General features: G+C 59.9%; 15 protein-coding genes. 5 read left to right on the top strand and 10 right to left on the bottom strand.

What is annotated here, in order from left to right:
* Positions 1–149: 149 nt before the first annotated feature.
* Together AC07S6_RS26185 and AC07S6_RS26180 are read right to left on the bottom strand one after the other, a co-directional pair.
* A complete protein-coding gene (locus tag AC07S6_RS26185) occupies positions 150–1,283 on the bottom strand; it encodes a catalase family protein (protein ID WP_054921709.1) in 1,134 nt (377 codons plus the stop codon).
* A 29-nt stretch (positions 1,284–1,312) separates the two neighbouring features.
* The gene (locus AC07S6_RS26180) at positions 1,313–3,121 is read right to left on the bottom strand and encodes a di-heme-cytochrome C peroxidase (RefSeq protein ID WP_495113335.1); all 1,809 of its coding nucleotides are present in this window, start codon (positions 3,119–3,121) and stop codon (positions 1,313–1,315) included.
* Positions 3,122–3,368: 247 nt separating this feature from the next.
* Between AC07S6_RS26180 and bamJ the strand changes: the two genes are divergently transcribed.
* From bamJ to AC07S6_RS26160, 4 genes are all read left to right on the top strand, one after another.
* Positions 3,369–4,109 carry a BamJ family beta-barrel-assembly machinery protein gene (bamJ, locus tag AC07S6_RS26175; RefSeq protein ID WP_003190133.1) on the top strand — a complete coding sequence of 247 codons (741 nt, stop codon included), beginning with the start codon at positions 3,369–3,371 and terminating at the stop codon, positions 4,107–4,109.
* Positions 4,110–5,107: 998 nt separating this feature from the next.
* Positions 5,108–5,563 carry a YkvA family protein gene (locus tag AC07S6_RS26170; RefSeq protein ID WP_073845407.1) on the top strand — a complete coding sequence of 152 codons (456 nt, stop codon included), beginning with the start codon at positions 5,108–5,110 and terminating at the stop codon, positions 5,561–5,563.
* A gap of 96 nt (positions 5,564–5,659) precedes the next feature.
* The gene (locus AC07S6_RS26165) at positions 5,660–5,998 is read left to right on the top strand and encodes a helix-turn-helix domain-containing protein (RefSeq protein WP_034127238.1); all 339 of its coding nucleotides are present in this window, start codon (positions 5,660–5,662) and stop codon (positions 5,996–5,998) included.
* Positions 5,995–6,366 carry a hypothetical protein gene (locus AC07S6_RS26160; protein WP_005786715.1) on the top strand — a complete coding sequence of 124 codons (372 nt, stop codon included), beginning with the start codon at positions 5,995–5,997 and terminating at the stop codon, positions 6,364–6,366. Before AC07S6_RS26165 ends, AC07S6_RS26160 begins: the two co-directional genes overlap by 4 nt.
* Here the strand turns inward: AC07S6_RS26160 and AC07S6_RS26155 are convergent.
* The 8 genes from AC07S6_RS26155 to AC07S6_RS26120 form a co-directional block, all read right to left on the bottom strand.
* A complete protein-coding gene (locus tag AC07S6_RS26155) occupies positions 6,363–8,132 on the bottom strand; it encodes a bifunctional diguanylate cyclase/phosphodiesterase (protein ID WP_197883329.1) in 1,770 nt (589 codons plus the stop codon). The two genes, AC07S6_RS26160 and AC07S6_RS26155, sit on opposite strands and share 4 nt — an antisense overlap.
* A 116-nt stretch (positions 8,133–8,248) precedes the next feature.
* Positions 8,249–10,330 carry a carboxy terminal-processing peptidase gene (locus tag AC07S6_RS26150; protein ID WP_223816873.1) on the bottom strand — a complete coding sequence of 694 codons (2,082 nt, stop codon included), beginning with the start codon at positions 10,328–10,330 and terminating at the stop codon, positions 8,249–8,251.
* Positions 10,331–10,691: 361 nt separating this feature from the next.
* On the bottom strand, positions 10,692–11,345 hold the full coding sequence (locus AC07S6_RS26145; RefSeq protein WP_034127241.1) for an HAD family hydrolase: 654 nt from the start codon (positions 11,343–11,345) through the stop codon (positions 10,692–10,694).
* 33 nt (positions 11,346–11,378) lie between these two features.
* Complete coding sequence (locus AC07S6_RS26140; RefSeq protein WP_034127242.1) at positions 11,379–12,368, bottom strand: ABC transporter ATP-binding protein; 990 nt, start codon at positions 12,366–12,368, stop codon at positions 11,379–11,381.
* The gene (locus AC07S6_RS26135) at positions 12,365–13,165 is read right to left on the bottom strand and encodes an ABC transporter permease (RefSeq protein ID WP_032892564.1); all 801 of its coding nucleotides are present in this window, start codon (positions 13,163–13,165) and stop codon (positions 12,365–12,367) included. Before AC07S6_RS26135 ends, AC07S6_RS26140 begins: the two co-directional genes overlap by 4 nt.
* Positions 13,152–13,997, bottom strand: coding sequence for an ABC transporter permease (locus AC07S6_RS26130; protein WP_003190145.1), 846 nt, complete (start codon positions 13,995–13,997; stop codon positions 13,152–13,154). The genes AC07S6_RS26135 and AC07S6_RS26130 overlap by 14 nt, the downstream gene beginning before the upstream one ends.
* Entirely contained in the window at positions 13,994–14,800 is an 807-nt protein-coding gene (locus tag AC07S6_RS26125; RefSeq protein WP_495113334.1) for an alkaline phosphatase family protein, read from the bottom strand. The genes AC07S6_RS26130 and AC07S6_RS26125 overlap by 4 nt, the downstream gene beginning before the upstream one ends.
* Before the next feature lie 216 nt (positions 14,801–15,016).
* Positions 15,017–16,093: an ABC transporter substrate-binding protein gene (locus AC07S6_RS26120; RefSeq protein ID WP_003190150.1), complete on the bottom strand. Its 1,077-nt coding sequence runs from the start codon at positions 16,091–16,093 to the stop codon at positions 15,017–15,019.
* A gap of 351 nt (positions 16,094–16,444) precedes the next feature.
* Between AC07S6_RS26120 and AC07S6_RS26115 the strand changes: the two genes are divergently transcribed.
* Positions 16,445–17,158, top strand: a complete 714-nt coding sequence (locus AC07S6_RS26115) for a UTRA domain-containing protein (protein ID WP_003190151.1) — start codon at positions 16,445–16,447, stop codon at positions 17,156–17,158.
* The last annotated feature ends 172 nt before the right edge of the window (positions 17,159–17,330 follow it).

Here is a 17,330-nt window from a genome sequence, read left to right as displayed (position 1 = left end):
GTTAGAATACCGGCCTGTCACGCCGGGGGTCGCGGGTTCGAGTCCCGTCCGCTGCGCCATATTCGGTCACCTGGAACACTGAACGCCAGGCAGCCATAAGAAACCCGCTCATTGAGCGGGTTTTTTTTTCGCCTGCGATTTAACGCGCCTTACGGTGCGTTGCGGCTGTGGCGGTAATCGCTGACGGCCTCGTACACTGCTTTGCGCAGCCGGTTGATGCCGCCGATGGGGCGGTGCGCTTCCAGCCCGAACCAGGGGTTGAACGACTGGTTATCGCACGCCAGGTTCTGCGCCGGCGTGTCGAAGTCCTGGGCGGGAATCCTGACCTTGGCCACGGTTTCATACGGCGCGTCGCTTTCCTTCCATTCGATGCTGGTGTCTTCGATGGGCATGAATGCCTGCGGGTTTTGCCGCTGGATTTGCAGCACAAAACACGCATCTACACGATCAGTGGACAGTTGCTGGTTGAGCGCGCTGCGCAGGAAGTTGGGCAGGGCCTGGTTCTGTTTGGGCAACACATAATCCGGGCAGCTTTGCGGGTCTGGCGCGACGCGAAACTTGGCGTTGGCCGCGCCAAACTTGTAGGGCGACACTGAAAAGTAAGTCGTCTGCGTCGGGCTGGCCGGTGCGGGCGCCAGGGTTGCCAGGGCGATAAACAAGTGACGCACTTGCCAACTGCGCGGGTCGAGCTTGGGAAAGAAAGCCAGGACCTTCTTGCCATCCGCTTGCGCGCCGATGTTTTGCGCGTATTCCGCGACATCGCTGACAAAGAAGTTCGGGTGGCTGAACATCACGAAATCCTGCTCGGTGCGCGCTTGCTGATCTGCCATCAGTTGCTTGCCCGGCACATCCAACAGCTTGATGGCCATGCCGCGTGCATCGCGGATGCTGTCGAATTGCGGATAAGCGTTGCCGTTGGACAGGCGCATCGTCGCCTGCCAGGTCTTGCCCGGCTCGGCGAACACGCCCTGGCGCAAGGCCGGGTCGAGATCTGCCAGAACGCTGACCTCGGCTTTCACGCACCCATGGGCCTTGGCATGGGCATCACGCAGGTAGCGAGTGCCTTCGCGATGCTGATCAACGATGCGCACGGCGGTCTGGATGATGCCTTGGGTCATCGCCGCTTCACCCGGCGGGATCTGTTCCTTCACCGACACCGGGCCCCTGTGCTGCCAGGCGAACCAGGCCGTGGCCAACACCCAGCCCAGCAGGCCCAGGCCCAGCAGCCACAGCAGGGTTTTGCCAACAAAGGCGCCAAGGCGCAGCCAGAGACGAGCAAGCATGGAGCGGTCCTTGTTTTGCGAGCGGATAATCATGGCAGTTGTTGCTCCAGCGGGCCGCCCAGCACCTTGAGGTATTCGAGCAGCGCCCAGCGTTCCTGCGGCAGCAGGCCACGGCCGATCACGCCATTGCCACGTTCGCCGGCACGGAATTCGTGGCCGCTGTTGTGGTTGCCGGTGATTCTGGTATCGAACAGGAAGGCATTCTTGAAGGCGGTGGTCTCAAACCCCAGGTGACGCGGGTCGTAGTTGAAGGTGCCCTTATAGAAGGTAGTGCTGCGTTCGTCCTGGGGCGAGAGCAGTTGGTAGATCGTCGGCACTGAACCGTTGTGCAGGAACGGTGGGGTGGCCCATACGCCTGCCAGTGGCCGCGCCTTGTAGGCACGCAATTCGCGCACGCCGATGGGCAGGCCGAACCCGTCCAGGCCTGGGCGCTCGGCCGCGGTAACGCCCGCCGCACGGTAGGCATGCTCTTCGACGAAGGCGGTGACATAGGCTAAACCCTGGGCCACCGACATTTTTTTCAGGTCCAGCGGCGCGGTGGGGGTGGGGTGCAGTTCGACATTGAGCCGGGCCAGTTCGGCCGGGTCCCATTGCAACGCGCTGAGGTCATAGTGTTGGTCGGCAATGTTGTTGGCCGTGCCGGGGTCGGTGCCGATGTAGTTCACCGGCAGCATTTTCAACTGCTGCACCGGACGGCCGTTTTCTTGGGTGACGGTGGGTACGTGGCAGCCGGCGCAGTTCTCGGCAAAGAGTGCGCGACCCTGGGCGGCGAGGGGCTTGTCGATGGCACCGAACAAGTCTTGCGGCCAGGTCGGCGGTTTGAGCCGTTGCAGGGTTTCTTCGATCAGGTGCAGGTCCCGCACCCGTACGCTGGACGGGTAGCGGGCATCGCCTTTGAGCGGTTGCCCGGCAGCGTCGAAGAACGTCAGGGTCGCGCCTACGCCAAGGGCTTCGCCGATGTTGCGCGCCATGGGCTGCTGGGCCGAGCCATTCCACTGCACCCAGTCGAAGGTCCAGATATCCCACAGCTGCGGGTAGTCCACCGGCGCATTGGCGACGCGATAATTGTCTGGGGAAATAGCGTCGCCAAAACTGGCGTTGGCGATGCGCCCAAAGGCGTCAGTACGGCCCGGGCCTTCTTCGGTGGGGTAAAGGCCACGGTGGGTGTCATTCCAGGCGACTTTGAGGAACTGGTTCAGCGATTGCTTGAAGTCCTTGCGCAGTTCATCGCGCTGGGCGTCGTACTGATCCCCCAGGACCTTGTGGGCAAAGCGCTCGAACTTCCATGGGTTGTAATAGGTAGCGGCCAGGCTGGCGACCAGGGCCTGGCCGAAACTGCCGCCACGCAACGTGGGAACGCTGGAGGGCAGTACGTGTTGCGCCGAGCCACCGTCGATACGCAGGGCCTGGCCCTTGAAGTGCAATTCGCCGGTGTGGCAGGCCGCACAGGTGATATCCAGGTACTGAGCCTTGCTGTCGGCGTTCTGGTGCCGGGCGAACCCTACCGGCAGGTTGCCAGGGTTTTGTGCGGTGGACGCCTGTTTGGGATCGACCAGGAAGCCAAAGCGCGCCAGGTACTGCGGCGCGGCAAAGCGTTGCTCGGAGAACGGCAGCTCCAGAGCGGTAAACCAGTCGTAGTGCAGGCCTTTTACTTGAGTGCCCTGGGGCGTGAAGTAGTAGGTCTGGCGGTCGGCGGCACTCCATTGCTCCTGATAGTGCACCTGTTTCACGGGCACGTAATCCGGCAGCTTGGGGTTGAGGGTGTAATAGAACACCACGGCCAGGATCAGGCCCAGTGCGATCAGTATCAGGAGTAAAACTCGGGAAAAAATGCGCAAGATAACTATCCTTGTCGAATTGTCGCGTTGTTATGCCACTGCGCCACAGGTGCGGCAAGTGACGATTAGCCTGCTATCAGGCGGTTCCGCGATCCGTCGCGGGCCCCCATGATAAATGGAAATGCTTTTAAACACGTGAACTTATCAGAAGTTTCCTGCTCACATGCCGGTAGCCATTGGTCGTGGCCGCCTGATAAGCTCGCGACTTTATTCAAATGCCCTTATGGCGCATGAACAAGGAAATAGCATGAAACAGCATCGGTTGGCGGCGGCGGTGGCCCTGGTTAGCCTGGTACTTGCGGGTTGTGATTCGCAGACCAGCGTAGAGCTGAAAACCCCGGCGCAGAAAGCTTCCTACGGCATCGGCCTGAACATGGGCAAGAGCCTTGCCCAAGAAGGCATGGACGACCTGGACTCCAAAGCTGTTGCCCAAGGCATCGAAGATGCCGTCGGCAAGAAAGAGCAGAAGCTCAAAGACGATGAGCTGGTTGAAGCGTTTGCCGCACTGCAAAAGCGTGCTGAAGAACGCATGACCAAAATGAGCGAAGAGTCGGCAGCCGCTGGCAAGAAATTCCTCGAAGACAACGCGAAGAAAGACGGTGTCGTCACCACCGCTTCCGGCCTGCAGTACAAGATCGTGAAGAAGGCCGACGGCGCCCAGCCTAAGCCAACCGACGTGGTGACTGTTCACTACACCGGCAAGCTCACCAACGGCACTACCTTTGACAGCTCCGTAGATCGCGGTAGCCCGATCGACCTGCCGGTCAGCGGCGTGATCCCGGGTTGGGTCGAAGGCTTGCAACTGATGCATGTTGGCGAGAAGGTCGAGTTGTACATCCCGTCCGACCTGGCCTACGGCGCCCAGAGCCCGAGCCCGGCGATTCCAGCCAACTCCGTGCTGGTATTCGACCTGGAGCTGCTGGCCATCAAGGACCCAGCCAAGGCAGAAGCAGCAGACGCACCTGCTGCACCAGCCGCCAAGAAGTAATCGGCGCCTGAACACACAACGCCCCGTCTCGACGGGGCGTTGTTGTTTTCGGGTCTGTATCAAAGGATGCAAAAATCTTCTGTGGGCGCTGGCTTGTCGGGTTGCCGCATCGCTGTGATGACCGCCAGACGCTCAGCACTCCAAATGTGGGAGCTGGCTTGCCTGCGATGACGGCCTGCCAGCCTACACCTACTAACTGACACACCACGATCAACCTGTGGGAGCGGGCTTGCTCGCGAAGGCGGCCTGGCAGTCAACACAGTTGGATTGTGTACATATCCATTGCTGCGGTAACGGCCACATAGGGTTCCGCCCTGACGGCGGCTCACTTTGCAAGAGCGGCAAAGTAAGCAAAACGCTCTTGCCCCACCACTCGGCACCTCGCCTAGGCTCGGTGTGCCCGTAATCCGCCAGTGATTTGGGGGGCCGCTGCCACGCGCCATCCATGGCGCGGGGCGGCTAAACCGGCATCCCTGCCGGTTTACCCCCCAAATCCCTGTCGAATTCCGGCCAGCGTGGTTTAACGGGGCGCCTAAGATCAAGATCAAGAGCGGCTCGCTTCGCATCGTGGTTAGCGTTGGCTGCTACAGCCTGTAAAGTTGTGTTGATGCCTAAGGCAATCGCAGGCAAGCCAGCTCCCACATTTGGAGCCGGGGGTGTCTGGGAGATAGGCATCGGCTGGCAGGCTGCCACGTCGTACCGGGTCGTGTAGATGTCTATGGCTATCGCACGCCAGCCAGCCCCTACGTTGAAGCCTCTGCAAATCCAAACGAACGTCCGCAACCGGACACAGTCTGATATAAGACTCGAGCACGGGTAGCCGCACATACATGCCAAGTCAATGAATTCTTGGGTTTTTTTTATGTGCGCAAAAAACGCCCGATCTGACTGTAGGCCTTGTAGTCCGTGGCTTTCAGCCGATAAAACAGGCTCTGTTCACAAGGTTATCCACAATTTGTGTGGATAACCTTTTATGTCGCCTGGAACTGGAGTGCCCTATGAAACCACCGTTCAATTTCACCCGTTTCCTGCCTATGGCCGCACGCTTGCTCGGTCGGGGGCGTTTGCCAACCTTGCTGTTTGCCGTTGCTGCCAAAGGTTCAAGCCAAGGCAATCGGCTCGGCCAGCTCAAGGATGATCTCAAGTTACTGCAGGCCCTGTGCCTGGCTTACTGGCGCGGTGAATACCGTGCGATCAGCCCTAAGGCGCTGATCTCGGTGGTGGCGGGGCTGATGTATTTTCTCAGCCCGATTGATGCGATTCCGGATTTCCTCCCGATGTTCGGCATGCTGGATGACATCGCTGTGCTGGCATGGGTTATGAAGACCCTGAGCGGCGAACTGAGCGCCTTTCGTGCGTGGCGCGATACGCAACGCCCGGAAAAACTCGCGGTGGTTGAGCGCCTGCCAGCGACGCCTGAGCTGCTAGCCCGGGAAAACCCCCAAAAAAACTAATGTTGCCCGGTATCCCCTGCGACCTTTGTGGCTGTTAGGATTACACTTCTAAGGAAAGAGCTTACTTAGTAAGTGTTTTTATCCTACGGGGCAGTCATGGATATTCAGATCATTTCACGCGATGGCGCACCCGAATACGCGGTGTTGCCATGGGACCAGTACCAGGCGCTGCTAAAAGCTGCCGGTCAGCAGCAACCTACACCCGCTTCTTCCCCTGCCGCCTCTACCGCCATTGATCAGGACCTGCGCCCGCTCGCAGCCCTGCGCGGCCTGCGTGAAGCCAAGGGGCTGGCTATCGAGACCCTGGCACGCACAGTGGGGATCAGCCCCTCATACCTTGGATTGATTGAAAGTGGTGAACGCCAGCCGGATGCCGCCATTCGCCGCAGCCTGGCTTGGGAATTGGGCGTAGCAGGTTGGAGGGATGAGTCTTGAGCCTACGTATTAGCCGTCAACACTGGGATGGGTTGCTCAACGAACTGGATCAGGCGCGGCGCCAGCGCCATTTGCTCACCTACCGTGCACTGCTTGAGCGCCTGCAATTCCCCACGCCGGCCATGCAGACCCTGGCTGCGGCTCTGGAGCACTTGGCGGCGCTGGATGCCAAGGCCGAGCAGCCGCTGCGCAGTTCCCTAGTGATCAGCCAGGGCGCCAGCCGCCTGCCGCGCACCGGTTTTTTCGAATGTGTGGAGCGTCTGGGGCGGTTCAGCGGGCCTTCCGATGGCGTCGCCGCCGCGTCCTGGCATGCTTCTGAAGTGGTGCGGGTGTTCGAGTACGAGTATCCGGAGTCTGCCGAGGCCTAAAGCGCCTGGGGGCAGGTGTCCATGCTGTCGATCACGTGGATGCTGTAGCCCGCCACATCCTTGGCTTGGTGCTTGGCTTGTGACGCCAGCTCTGCCAACTGGCTGGCATCGAGTTGTGCGCAGGCCTGAGGATACAAATGCACTACACCGATGGACAGCGACAGCAACGCAAACTCCTGGCGCACGCCCTGGCGATTGAGGGCCACGAAGCACCCAGCCTCAAGGTGTTCAGCGCGGTAGAAGCGTCGGCATTGGGTGTGGAAATCGTCCAGCAGTTGGTTGAGCCGCTTGCGCCAGTCCTGCGGGCCCAGCACCAGCAGAAAGTCATCGCCGCCAATGTGCCCGACAAAGTCGCGGCTGGGGTCTACCCGGTCGTTGAGGCACTGCGCCAGGCACAGCAGCACTTCATCCCCGCGCCCGTAGCCGTAGATGTCGTTGAACGGTTTGAAACTGTCGATATCCACATAGCAGATCACCGACTCGCGCTGTTGCTGCAGCAGCCGGGTGAGGCATTGCTGGATCGGCACATTGCCAGGCAACAAGGTCAACGGGTTGGCGTAGCGGGCCTGCTGGATTTTCAGCTCCGTGATCAACTTGAGCACGTCAATGACCCGACCCAGCCCCAGGTAATCACCGTTCAGGGTGATGATGAAATCCTCTTCGATGCGTTGCCGTGCGCGGCTGGTCAATAAGCGGCTGACCTGCTGCAAGGACTGGCTCAGTTCCACCGCCAAAAAGTCATCGCTCATCAAGCGGCTGATGGGTTTACGTGCAAACAGATCGGTCGCGAACGGCTTGAGCAACGCGTCCGACAACGAGTGCCGGTGCACAATGCCGACCGGGCAACCGCGGCCGTCCAACACCGCCAGCGAGTTGAGGTTGGCCTGGCGGCGGAACGATTCCAGCACTTGAGCGGTGGCTGTGTCTTGATCCACGGCGGGCTGCTCATTGAGCAGGGCGCTCAAGTCACTGCCTTCGTCATTGAGGGCCAGCGTGGCGTTATCCGGCTTGGGCAGCATCAGGCGCGCTTCCTGCGGCGGCTTTTCCTGAGGGCGGCAGAGCAGGTAGCCCTGGACCAGGTCGACGCCCATCTCGGTCAACACCGCCAGTTCTTCCGGCAGTTCGATGCCCTCGGCAATCACTTGGGCGCGGGACGCCCTGGCGATCTGCAGGATCGAGCCGACAAACTCACGCTTGAGGGCGTCTTGGTGAATGCCGTCGATAAAGTGCCGGTCGATCTTCACGTAGTCCGGGCGCAGTTCGGACCACAACCGCAAGCTGGAATAACCGGCGCCCAAGTCATCCAGTGCGATGGCAAAACCCATGTCGCGGTAGTGGTGCAAGGCAGTTTGCAGCAGCGCGAAATCGTCGGTGGGTGCCTGCTCGGTTAGCTCGATCACCACTTGGCTGGGAGAAATACCGAAGTCGCGCAACAGTTGCAGGGTGCGCCCTGGCTGATGTGCGTTCTCCATCAAGGATTCCGGCGAGATATTGAGGAACAGCTTGCCCGGCAGTTTCTGCTCGCTGAAGCGCCGGCATGCATTCTCTCGACACGCCATGTCCAGTTCGCTCAGGCGCCCGGCGTGGCTGGCCACCGAGAACAGTGCGACGGGGGAGTGCAGCGGGCTGTTGGACGGGCCACGACTGAGGGCTTCGTAACCAAGGATGCGCCGCTCTGACAGGCAGATGATCGGCTGGAACAGGCTGTGCAAACTGCCTTGAGCCAGGATTGAGCCCAATGCATTCAGCTGTTCGGTCATGGTCATGGCGGTCTCGATCAAAAAAAGGACCGTAGGCGTAAACCTGCGGTCCTTTTATTTCACGACAGAATGATGTCTATATGATGACACTCCGAGGAGCGATCACATTAAATCGCCATCATTTACTGCTTGGCCACCTGCTTGGTGATTTTCAGGTAATCCAGCAGGATCCGGCCAGTCTCGGCCAAGTAAGCGTCGTCTTCCGGCTTGGTTTTATCCGCCTCGGTCGGCAGCGCATCTTCATCTTCTTTCTTCAGCTCTTTGAGCGGGTCTTCACCCTTGGCCTTGCGGCGGGTGTTTTCCAGCACCAGTTGCTGATTCTCGATGCTGGAATGCTGTGCACGGCGATCCGCTTCGTTGAGGCTGACGGTCTTTTCTTCCATCAGCTTCTTGGCCAGGGCCAGCTTGTCGCGGATAAACACGAACTCGGCATCCTTGGCGGAGCGGGTGTCATGGTCAGCCTTCAACTGAGCCAGGAAGGGCTTGAACGGATCCGACGCCGGCTTGATCGCAGGGCGGATGGTGTCCCACGGCATGGCTTCAGGCAGGGCGCTTTCGCCGATTTCCTTGGTGTCGATGATCGAAGGGAAATCGATATCCGGCAGTACGCCTTGATGCTGGGTGCTCTGCCCCGATACCCGGTAGAACTTGGCCAGTGTCAGCTTGAGCTCGCCATGGTTCAGCGGTTGGATGGTCTGCACGGTGCCTTTGCCGAAGGTCTGGCCGCCGATGATCAGTGCGCGGTGGTAGTCCTGCATGGCGCCGGCGAAAATCTCCGAGGCCGAGGCCGAGAGACGGTTGACCAGCAGCGCCATCGGCCCTTTGTAGAAGGCCCCCGGGTTCTCGTCTTCGAGCACGTCGACACGGCCGTCAGCGTTGCGTACCAATACGGTCGGGCCCTTGTCGATAAACAGGCTGGTCAGCTCGGTGGCTTCCTGCAGGGAGCCGCCGCCGTTGTTGCGCAGGTCAATGACCACGCCGTCGACTTTCTCTTTCTGCAGTTCTGTCAGGATTTTCTTCACGTCGCGGGTGGTGGACTTGTAGTCCGGATCACCGGCACGGAACGCCTTGAAGTCCAGATAGAATGCCGGGATTTCGATCACGCCCAGCTTGTAGTCCTTGCCATCCTGCTTGAGGTTGAGGACTTTCTTCTGCACGGCCTGGTCTTCGAGCTTCACCGCTTCACGGGTGATGGACACGATCTTGCTGGTCTGGTCGTTCGGTGCATTGGTGTGCGGAATCACTTCCAGGCGCACCACGCTGCCTTTAGGCCCACGGATCAGCTTGACCACTTCGTCCAGGCGCCAGCCGACCACATCGACCATCTCTTTGTCGGCCTGGGCCACGCCGATGATCTTGTCGGCCGGTGCCACTTGCTTGGTTTTGTCAGCAGGGCCTGCCGGCACCAAACGTACGATCTTCACCTGGTCATTGTCGCTTTGCAGGACGGCACCGATGCCTTCCAGGGACAGACTCATATTGATATCGAAATTTTCCGCGTTATCTGGCGACAGATAATTGGTGTGCGGGTCGTAGGACATCGCAAAGGTGTTGATGTAGGCCTGGAAGATATCCTCGGCACGGGTCTGGTCCAGGCGTGCCAGCTGGTTTTTGTAGCGCTTGGTCAGCAGTTCTTGAATGGCCTTGGGCTCTTTGCCGGCGATCTTCAAGCGCAGCACTTCGTCCTTGACGCGTTTGCGCCACAGGTCGTCCAGGGCTGCGGTGCTGGTCAGCCAAGGGGCGTCCTTGCGGTCTACCAGAAGGGTTTCTTTCTGGGTGAAATCGAGTTTGTCGACGCCCTTGTTCAGCTCACCCAACGCGAAGTCCAGACGCGCTTTGACGCGGTCCAGGTAACGCTTGTAGATGGTGAAGCCGGGTTGCAGGTCGCCGCTCTTGAGGAAGTCGTCGAATTGGGTCTTCCACTTGTCGAACTCAGCGATATCGCTGGCCAGGAAGTAGCTGCGCGAGGGGTCCAGCAGCTTGAGGTAGCTGTCGTAGATGATCACCGAGCGAGCGTCGTCCAGCGGCGGCTTGCTGTAGTGATGGCGCTTGAGCAACTCGACGACGTTAAGGCTGGCAATCACCTCATCGCGATCAGGCTGAAGGTTGTCCCAGCTATTGGCTGCGAACGTATTGGTCGACATCGACGCGAAGCCGAGACCAATGAAAAAAGCGAGGGCGGTGCTGGGGAACAGATGCTTCATGCTGATTCGACGCGGGGGCAATTGATAACGCATATTAGGCCGTCTTTGAGGGAGCCGGTTCCATATGGTCCGGTCGCATAATGCAAAAAGCCCGGCGCTACAGCACCGGGCTCAGTCCAGACTCACTATGGAGGCACTGTGAAAGCATTGCAAGGCGTTGACGGTGATGTGGGGGGCTAGAACAACCTCGTCCTACGTCCGGTGTAGTCCATATTGCCAATAGCCTGACCGAATCCTAGATTGAAATGCAGTCAGTGTGGGAGCTGGCTTGCCTGCGATAGCGGTGCGCCAGATGAAGAATTCTTCACTGTTGCACCGCTATCGCAGGCGAGCCAGCTCCCACAGGTTGATGTCTATTGATTCAGGTCCAGTGGTGGATCGGCCAGCCGGCCTGTTCGGCATGGGCGCGCAACACCGGGTCCGGGTTCACTACCTGCGGGTGATCCACCTTGAGCAGCAGCGGTAAATCATTGCGCGAGTCCGAATAGAAATAGGCACCTTCAAGGGTTTCGCCTTCCTGCTCCAGCCATTCCAGCAACCGCGTGATCTTGCCTTCACGGTAAGTCAGTACACCCTCTGTCTTGCCGTCGTATACCCCATGGCTGACGCTCAGGTTAATCCCCAGCACTTCCTCGATACCGATACGCGCAGCAATCGGCGTGACCAGGTGAGTGCCCGAAGCGGAAATCACCAGGATCCGGTCACCGTTCGCGCGGTGGCGGGCGATGGTCTTGGTGGCGTCGCTGTAGATCAGCGGCTCGATCACGTCCTCGACCCACGGCTCCACCAGATGCTCGATTTCTTCCGGGGTACGGCCGATCATCGGCTCCAGGCTGAAATCCATGAAATCTTCCATCAACAGCTTGCCCTGGCTGTAGGCATCCATCAGCTCGTTGTTCCTGCGCATGAATGACTCAGGGTCTACCCAGCCGAGGCGGCCCATCTGTTCGCTCCACAGCGTGGCGCAGTCGCCGTGGATCAAGGTGTCGTCCAGATCAAAAATTACCAATGCCATCGGTGATGCTCTCTCTCAATAGGTCGCTGCCTGTCAGGCTACTTCACACAGTGCGCTGGGGTCGATGGAAAGTGCCAGGCGTTGGCCGTCCGGATGCAGGTCGTCGGCCGAACGATTGAGCACGTCCACCACCAGCTCGACACCACGGGCTTCGATGCGGTAGCGAATCACGTTACCCAGCAGGCTGTGGCTACGCACCAACGCATCGAGCTCGCCGCTGCGGCTCAACTCGATGGCCTCGGGGCGAATCGCGATGCGCCCGCTGATCGGTCGCTGCAGCAGTTGGCTGGCCTTGTCGGCATCGAGCAGGTTGTAGTTGCCGATAAACCCAGCAGCGAACACATCCACCGGCGCGGTATAGAGGGTTTCGGCATCGCCGCTCTGCACGATCTTGCCCTGGTTCATCAAGAAGATGCGGTCGGACATGGTCAGGGCTTCTTCCTGGTCATGGGTCACGAAGATCGTGGTCAGCCCCAGCTCGCGCTGGATCTGGCGGATCTGCTCGCGCAAGTGCTTGCGAATACGTGCATCCAATGCCGACAGCGGTTCATCCAGCAGCAGCAGGCGCGGGCGGGTCACCAGTGAGCGGGCGAGGGCGACGCGCTGGCACTGGCCACCGGACATTTGGTGCGGATAGCGGCCGGCCAGGTCCTTGAGCTCCACCAGTTGCAGCACCTCTTGCACGCGCTTGTGGCTGTCGTCGGCATTGACCTTTTGCATGCGCAGGCCGAAGGCAACGTTCTGTTCCACAGTCATGTTGGGGAACAACGCGTAGCTCTGGAACACCATGCCGATCTGGCGCTTCTGTGGGCTCAGGGGCACGATGTCCTGGCCATCCAGGAGGATCTGGCCACTGTCCACCGGCGTAAGCCCGGCGATGCAGCGCAGCAAAGTGGATTTGCCGCAACCGGACGGGCCGAGCAGGGTGACGAACTCGCCTTTGGCGACCTCGCAATTGATATCGCTGAACACCGGGGTGCCGGCGTAGCCTTTTTGCAGGTGTTGGACGCTGACGAAGCTCATTGGCTTTTGTCCTTGTTCAAGAGAGTGGCGGCCCAGGTCAGTACCAGCACGAAGAAGAAATAGGAGATCACCACGGCACTGGTGAAATGACCACTGCTGTTGCGCATGTTGTTGAGGTACACCTGCAGGGTTTCGTAGCGGGTGCCGACGAGGATGTTGGCGAACACGAACTCGCCGAACAGGAACGAGAACGACAACAGCAGCGCCACCATCAGGCCCTTGCGCAGGTTGGGCAGCACCACCAGGATCGCGGCCTGCCAGGTGCTGGCGCCGAGCAGTTGCGAAGCGTCCATCAGGTCGCGCAGGTTGATGGCTTGCAGGTTGTTGGTGATCGCGCGGTACATGAACGGCAGCGCGACGGTGAAGTAGCAGCCGATCAAGATCCACGGCGTGCCCACCATCGCCAGCGGCCCGGAACCGTACAGTTGCAGCAAGCCTACCGAGGACACCACCGGCGGCACCGCAAAGGGCAGCAGGATCAGGATGTTCATCAGCGCGTCGAGCTTGGGAAAGTGGTAATGCACCACGAACAGCAGCGGCAAGATCAACACCACCGAGAGGATAAGTGCGCCCACGCATACCAGCAACGATTGCCCGAAGGCCATCAGAAAGCGCGGGTCGCTCCACAGCTGTACATACCATTTCACGCTGAAGCCGGCGGGCAGGATGGTTGCCGACCAACTGCTGGAAATCGAGTAGACAAAAGTGCCCACCAGCGGCAGCACCAGGATCAGGAACAACAGGTACACCACCACCCGATGGTAGAGGGAGGCCGTACCGGCTTCAGCGCGAGACATGGTAGCTCCTCTTGAGCAGCAGTTGATGCACCACCGTGACCACGGTCATCAGCGCCACCAGCACCACGGCCAGGGCGCTGGCCATGTTCGGGTCCAGCGACACATCGCCGGAGACCAGGCCGGCAATGCGAATCGGCAGCACGTTGAAGTTGCCGGTAGTAAGCGCATAGACCGTGGCGTAGGCGCCGAGAGCATTGGCCAGCAGGATCACAAAGGTTCCGAGCAGGGCCGGGGTGAGCACCGGCAGGCCGATATGTCGCCAGAACTGCCAGCCATTCGCACCTAGCAGGGCGGCCGATTCACGCCAGTCTTCGCGCAATGCGTCAAAGGCCGGGTAGAGCAGCAGTACGCCGAGGGGAATCTGGAAGTAGGTATAGAGGATGATCAAGCCGGTTTTCGAGTACAGGTTGAAGTCCTCGATGATCCCGGCCTGCTTGAGCATGAGGGTGATGCTGCCGTTGAACCCCAGCAGGATGATGAACGCGAAGGCCAGCGGGACTCCGGCGAAGTTGCTGGTCATGTTGGCGAACGCGGTGACGAAGTTGCGCAGCGGCGAATCCACCCGGCGCAGCGAGTAGCTGCCCAGAGTGGCGATGATGATGCCGAAGATGCTGGAGTAGAAACTGATCTCCAGGCTGAACTGGATGGCCTGCCGGTAGAACTTCGAGGTGAAGATGCGGGTGAAGTTTTCCAGGCTCCAGCCGGCCTCTTCGGTTTGCAGGCTGCTGATCAGCACCCACACCAGCGGTGCGATCTCGAACACGATAAAGAACAGTGCGAAGGGCAGCAGGCATAACAGGGCCAGCCATTTGCCGCGGGTCAGTGCATTCACTTGAGCAGCTCCCGGCACACAGGTTTGTCGTGGGGCACGCCGAGCAGTTCGCAGACGGTGCCGCACAGGTCGGTCTGTTTAGGCACGGCGTCGGTGTCCAGGCTGAAGGCGTCACCGATGACAAACAGTGGCACTTCCCGTTCTTCGCGCAACAGACCGTTATGGGAGCGGTCGTTGTTCATGCCATGGTCGGCGGTGACCAGTATCTGGTAACCGGCATCGAGCCAGCCTTGCAGGTAGTCGGCCAGGATAATGTCAGCCGAGCGTGCGCTGTTGCGGTATTGCGAGGTGTCGAGGCCATGCTTGTGGCCGGCGTCGTCGATGTTCATCGGGTGCACCAGCAAAAAGTTTGGCGCGTGCTTGAGCCGCAGGCTTTCGGCGTCGGCGAACAGGTGGGAATCGGGGTAGTGGTCATTCCAGTAGAAATGCCCGTGCTGGATCGCCAGCGCCTTGTCGTCGGTGTGACGATCGCGGGCGGCGAGAAAGGGCGTGCGGTTATACAACTCGCTGACCCAGTGGTAAGCCGCCGCCGCGGTGCTCAAGCCGGCGTCGGTGGCGTAATGGAAAATGCTGCGCTGGGTGGACAGGCGCGAGACGTTGTTGTGCACGACACCGCTTTGGATCGGCGGCACGCCGGTGAGGATGCATTCATACAACGGGCGGGACAGGGCAGGCAGTTCACATTCCAGTGTGTAGAGGGCTGCGCGTCCTGCGCCGACATAGGCCTGCAAGTGCCCCATGGCGTACCGGGCAACCTCGAAGTTGAGGCCGTCGAGCACCACAAGGATGACAGTGTGCTTCATGGGGGCTGGGGCTCCGCAACAGAGGGTATGGCTCAGTATCAACTTGGGATGGGATCAAATGTGGGAGCTGGCTTGTTGTGGCGAGCAACTTTGCTTGCGCTGGGGTGCGGAGCACCCCCAAAAAGCCGGCTCCAGCTACGCTGTCGAGCGGGAGCAAGCTCCCTCGCCACAGCAAGCCAGCTCCCACACTGACCGCCTTTGGATCAGAGAGACCGATTACTTCATTTCTACGATGACTTGCTCGTTCCACATCTGTGGCAGCTTCTTGGACGTCGCTTCCCACGCATCGGCATCCTTGATCGGCTGCGGGTTGGCCTTGGTGTACTGCTCGCCCGGGATCAGGTTTTTGGCAACATCTGCCGGCAGTTTCAAGTCGGTTTCAGCCCGGATCGGACGCGCATTGCCGCGTGCCAGGTTGAGCTGGCCGGCATCGCTGAAGATGTATTCGCGGGTGAGCTTGGCGGCGTTCGGGTGCTTGGCGTATTTGTTGATGATGGTGGTGTAGCCGGATTTCACCGAGCCATCCGAGGGGATCAGCACCACGTAGTCATCGGGGTTGGCCATCTTGGCCTTGTAGCTCAGGCCGTTGAAGTCCCAGACGAGGCCCACTTCGACTTCGCCTTTTTCCATGGTGGCGATGGTCGGGTTGGACAGCGAGAGGCGACCTTGCTGGGCGATCTTGGTGAAGAATTGCAGGCCCGGCGCGATGTTTTTCTCGTCGCCTTTGTTGGCGATGGCTGCGGCGAGTACTGCGTTCGAAGCCTGGGCGGCGGTGCTCACGTCACCCACCGAGACCTTGTATTTACCGGTTTGCAGGTCAGCCCAGGTGGTGGGCACTTCGGAGCCGTGCAGCAGCTTCTTGTTGACGATAAAGGCGATGGTGCCGGTGTAGGCCAGGGCCCAGTGACCGTCCTTGTCTTTCGCCCAATCCGGCACCTGTGCCCAGGTGGACGGTTTGTACGGCTGGGTGACTTCCTGTTTCACCGCAATCGGGCCGAAGGCTGCGCCCACGTCACCGATATCGGCGCTGGCGTTATCTTTTTCGGCTTTGAACTTGGCGATTTCCTGGGCCGAGCTCATGTCGGTGTCGATGTGCTTGAGGCCGTAGGTTTTGGCCAGGTCTTCCCAGGTGCCTTTCCAGTTGGCCCAGTCATCGGGCATGCCGACGCTGTTGACGGCGCCTTCCGCTTTGGCGGCGGCTTCCAAGGTTTTTAGATCGGTATCAGCAGCCATGGCGGCGGTGCACATGGCAATGGTCGAGCCTAACAGTGATGCCAGGAAAAGCTGTTTCATCCGAAGCTCCTTTGGGCGTTTTCAACGCGGCGTTTTATCTGAACGTTAGCGGTGGTTTGGTCTAGGTCAGCAATACCTGAGCCAATCTAGGCCCCCTGGATGACAGTTTCATGTCGGTGTCGTTTTTGAAGCGCTGATGTCGCTCAGCTCCGACTTAGCGTAGACCATGCCCAAGTGCCCGTAGGCCCTAGACTTGGCCGATGTATTGCAGGGGGTGGTTGAGGCAGTCGACAGCCTTTGTCATCTGTCGGTCATGTGGAGTGCCTAGGCTGGCACACAGCAGCAAAAGCCCAGATAGAGCGCGTTTTGTGCACCTGAACGGTGCTGGTCTAGTCCAGATAGGTAACGTTGATGCGTGATGAGGCAATCAAGGCGGTAACTTCCATCGGCCTAGCGCTGCAGGAGCAGATCGACCATGGCTTGTTGCCGCCAGCCAGCAAACTGCCCGCCGAACGCAAGCTCAGCGAGTTGTTTGGTACCACTCGGATTACCGTGCGGGAAGCCTTGTTACAACTTGAGGCCCAAGGGCAGATTTACCGCGAAGAGCGTCGGGGCTGGTTCGTCTCGCCGCCACGGCTGGCCTATAACCTGATGCAGCGCAGCCATTTTCACGCGATGGTCAGCGACCAGGGGCGTGAGGCTTCCACGCAGGTCATTTCCGCACGCTTGCAGCCGGCGTCGGCGGCGGTGTGCGCGTGGTTGCAGTTGCCTGCGTTGTCGAGCGTGATCCAGATTTGCCGGGGGCGCAGGATTGACGGGCGCCTGGTGTTGTACGTGGAGCACTATCTGAACCCGCAGTATTTTCCAGGGATCCTGGCGTGTGATTTGAATCAGTCGATGACTGAGCTGTATGCCAGCAAATATGACTTGCACTACGGGCGGGTGCGTTTCGAGATTGTGCCGACCTCACTGCCGGTGGAAGCGGCCGCTGCGCTGCGCGTCTCGGTAGGCAGCCCGGGCTTGCGCATCGCCCGGGTCAATTACGACCAGCATCAACGCCTGATCGACTGTGACCTGGAGTTTTGGCGGCATGATGCGATTCATGTGGGTGTGGATGTGGTGTAGCGCTGCCTCGGACTGAATGACACAACGCAGACCCCATGTGGGAGCGGGCTTGCTCTAATGCCAGTCAGTTAAGAGCTAGAGCAGACAACCAGTGACTTGTGGCGAGGGAGCTTGCTCCCGCTGGACTGCGTAGCAGTCCCATTTTTGGGGCCGCTTCGCGCCCCAGCGGGAG

The sequence above is a fragment of the Pseudomonas sp. GW821-FHT07B01 genome, from assembly GCF_059419065.1.
Note: the sequence above shows the minus strand (reverse complement) of the source record. Positions and strands in the feature narration are given on the sequence as shown.

What these genes read in the sequence shown, in the direction of transcription:
- AC07S6_RS26165 (WP_034127238.1), top strand. Translation starts at nt 5,660, where the DNA reads ATGGATATTCAGATCATTTCACGCGATGGCGCACCCGAATACGCGGTG.
- bamJ (WP_003190133.1), top strand. Translation starts at nt 3,369, where the DNA reads ATGAAACAGCATCGGTTGGCGGCGGCGGTGGCCCTGGTTAGCCTGGTA.
- AC07S6_RS26125 (WP_495113334.1), bottom strand. Translation starts at nt 14,800, where the DNA reads ATGAAGCACACTGTCATCCTTGTGGTGCTCGACGGCCTCAACTTCGAG.
- AC07S6_RS26140 (WP_034127242.1), bottom strand. Translation starts at nt 12,368, where the DNA reads ATGAGCTTCGTCAGCGTCCAACACCTGCAAAAAGGCTACGCCGGCACC.
- AC07S6_RS26155 (WP_197883329.1), bottom strand. Translation starts at nt 8,132, where the DNA reads ATGACCATGACCGAACAGCTGAATGCATTGGGCTCAATCCTGGCTCAA.
- AC07S6_RS26170 (WP_073845407.1), top strand. Translation starts at nt 5,108, where the DNA reads ATGAAACCACCGTTCAATTTCACCCGTTTCCTGCCTATGGCCGCACGC.
- AC07S6_RS26135 (WP_032892564.1), bottom strand. Translation starts at nt 13,165, where the DNA reads ATGTCTCGCGCTGAAGCCGGTACGGCCTCCCTCTACCATCGGGTGGTG.
- AC07S6_RS26120 (WP_003190150.1), bottom strand. Translation starts at nt 16,093, where the DNA reads ATGAAACAGCTTTTCCTGGCATCACTGTTAGGCTCGACCATTGCCATG.
- AC07S6_RS26150 (WP_223816873.1), bottom strand. Translation starts at nt 10,330, where the DNA reads ATGAAGCATCTGTTCCCCAGCACCGCCCTCGCTTTTTTCATTGGTCTC.
- AC07S6_RS26145 (WP_034127241.1), bottom strand. Translation starts at nt 11,345, where the DNA reads ATGGCATTGGTAATTTTTGATCTGGACGACACCTTGATCCACGGCGAC.
- AC07S6_RS26185 (WP_054921709.1), bottom strand. Translation starts at nt 1,283, where the DNA reads ATGCTTGCTCGTCTCTGGCTGCGCCTTGGCGCCTTTGTTGGCAAAACC.
- AC07S6_RS26115 (WP_003190151.1), top strand. Translation starts at nt 16,445, where the DNA reads ATGCGTGATGAGGCAATCAAGGCGGTAACTTCCATCGGCCTAGCGCTG.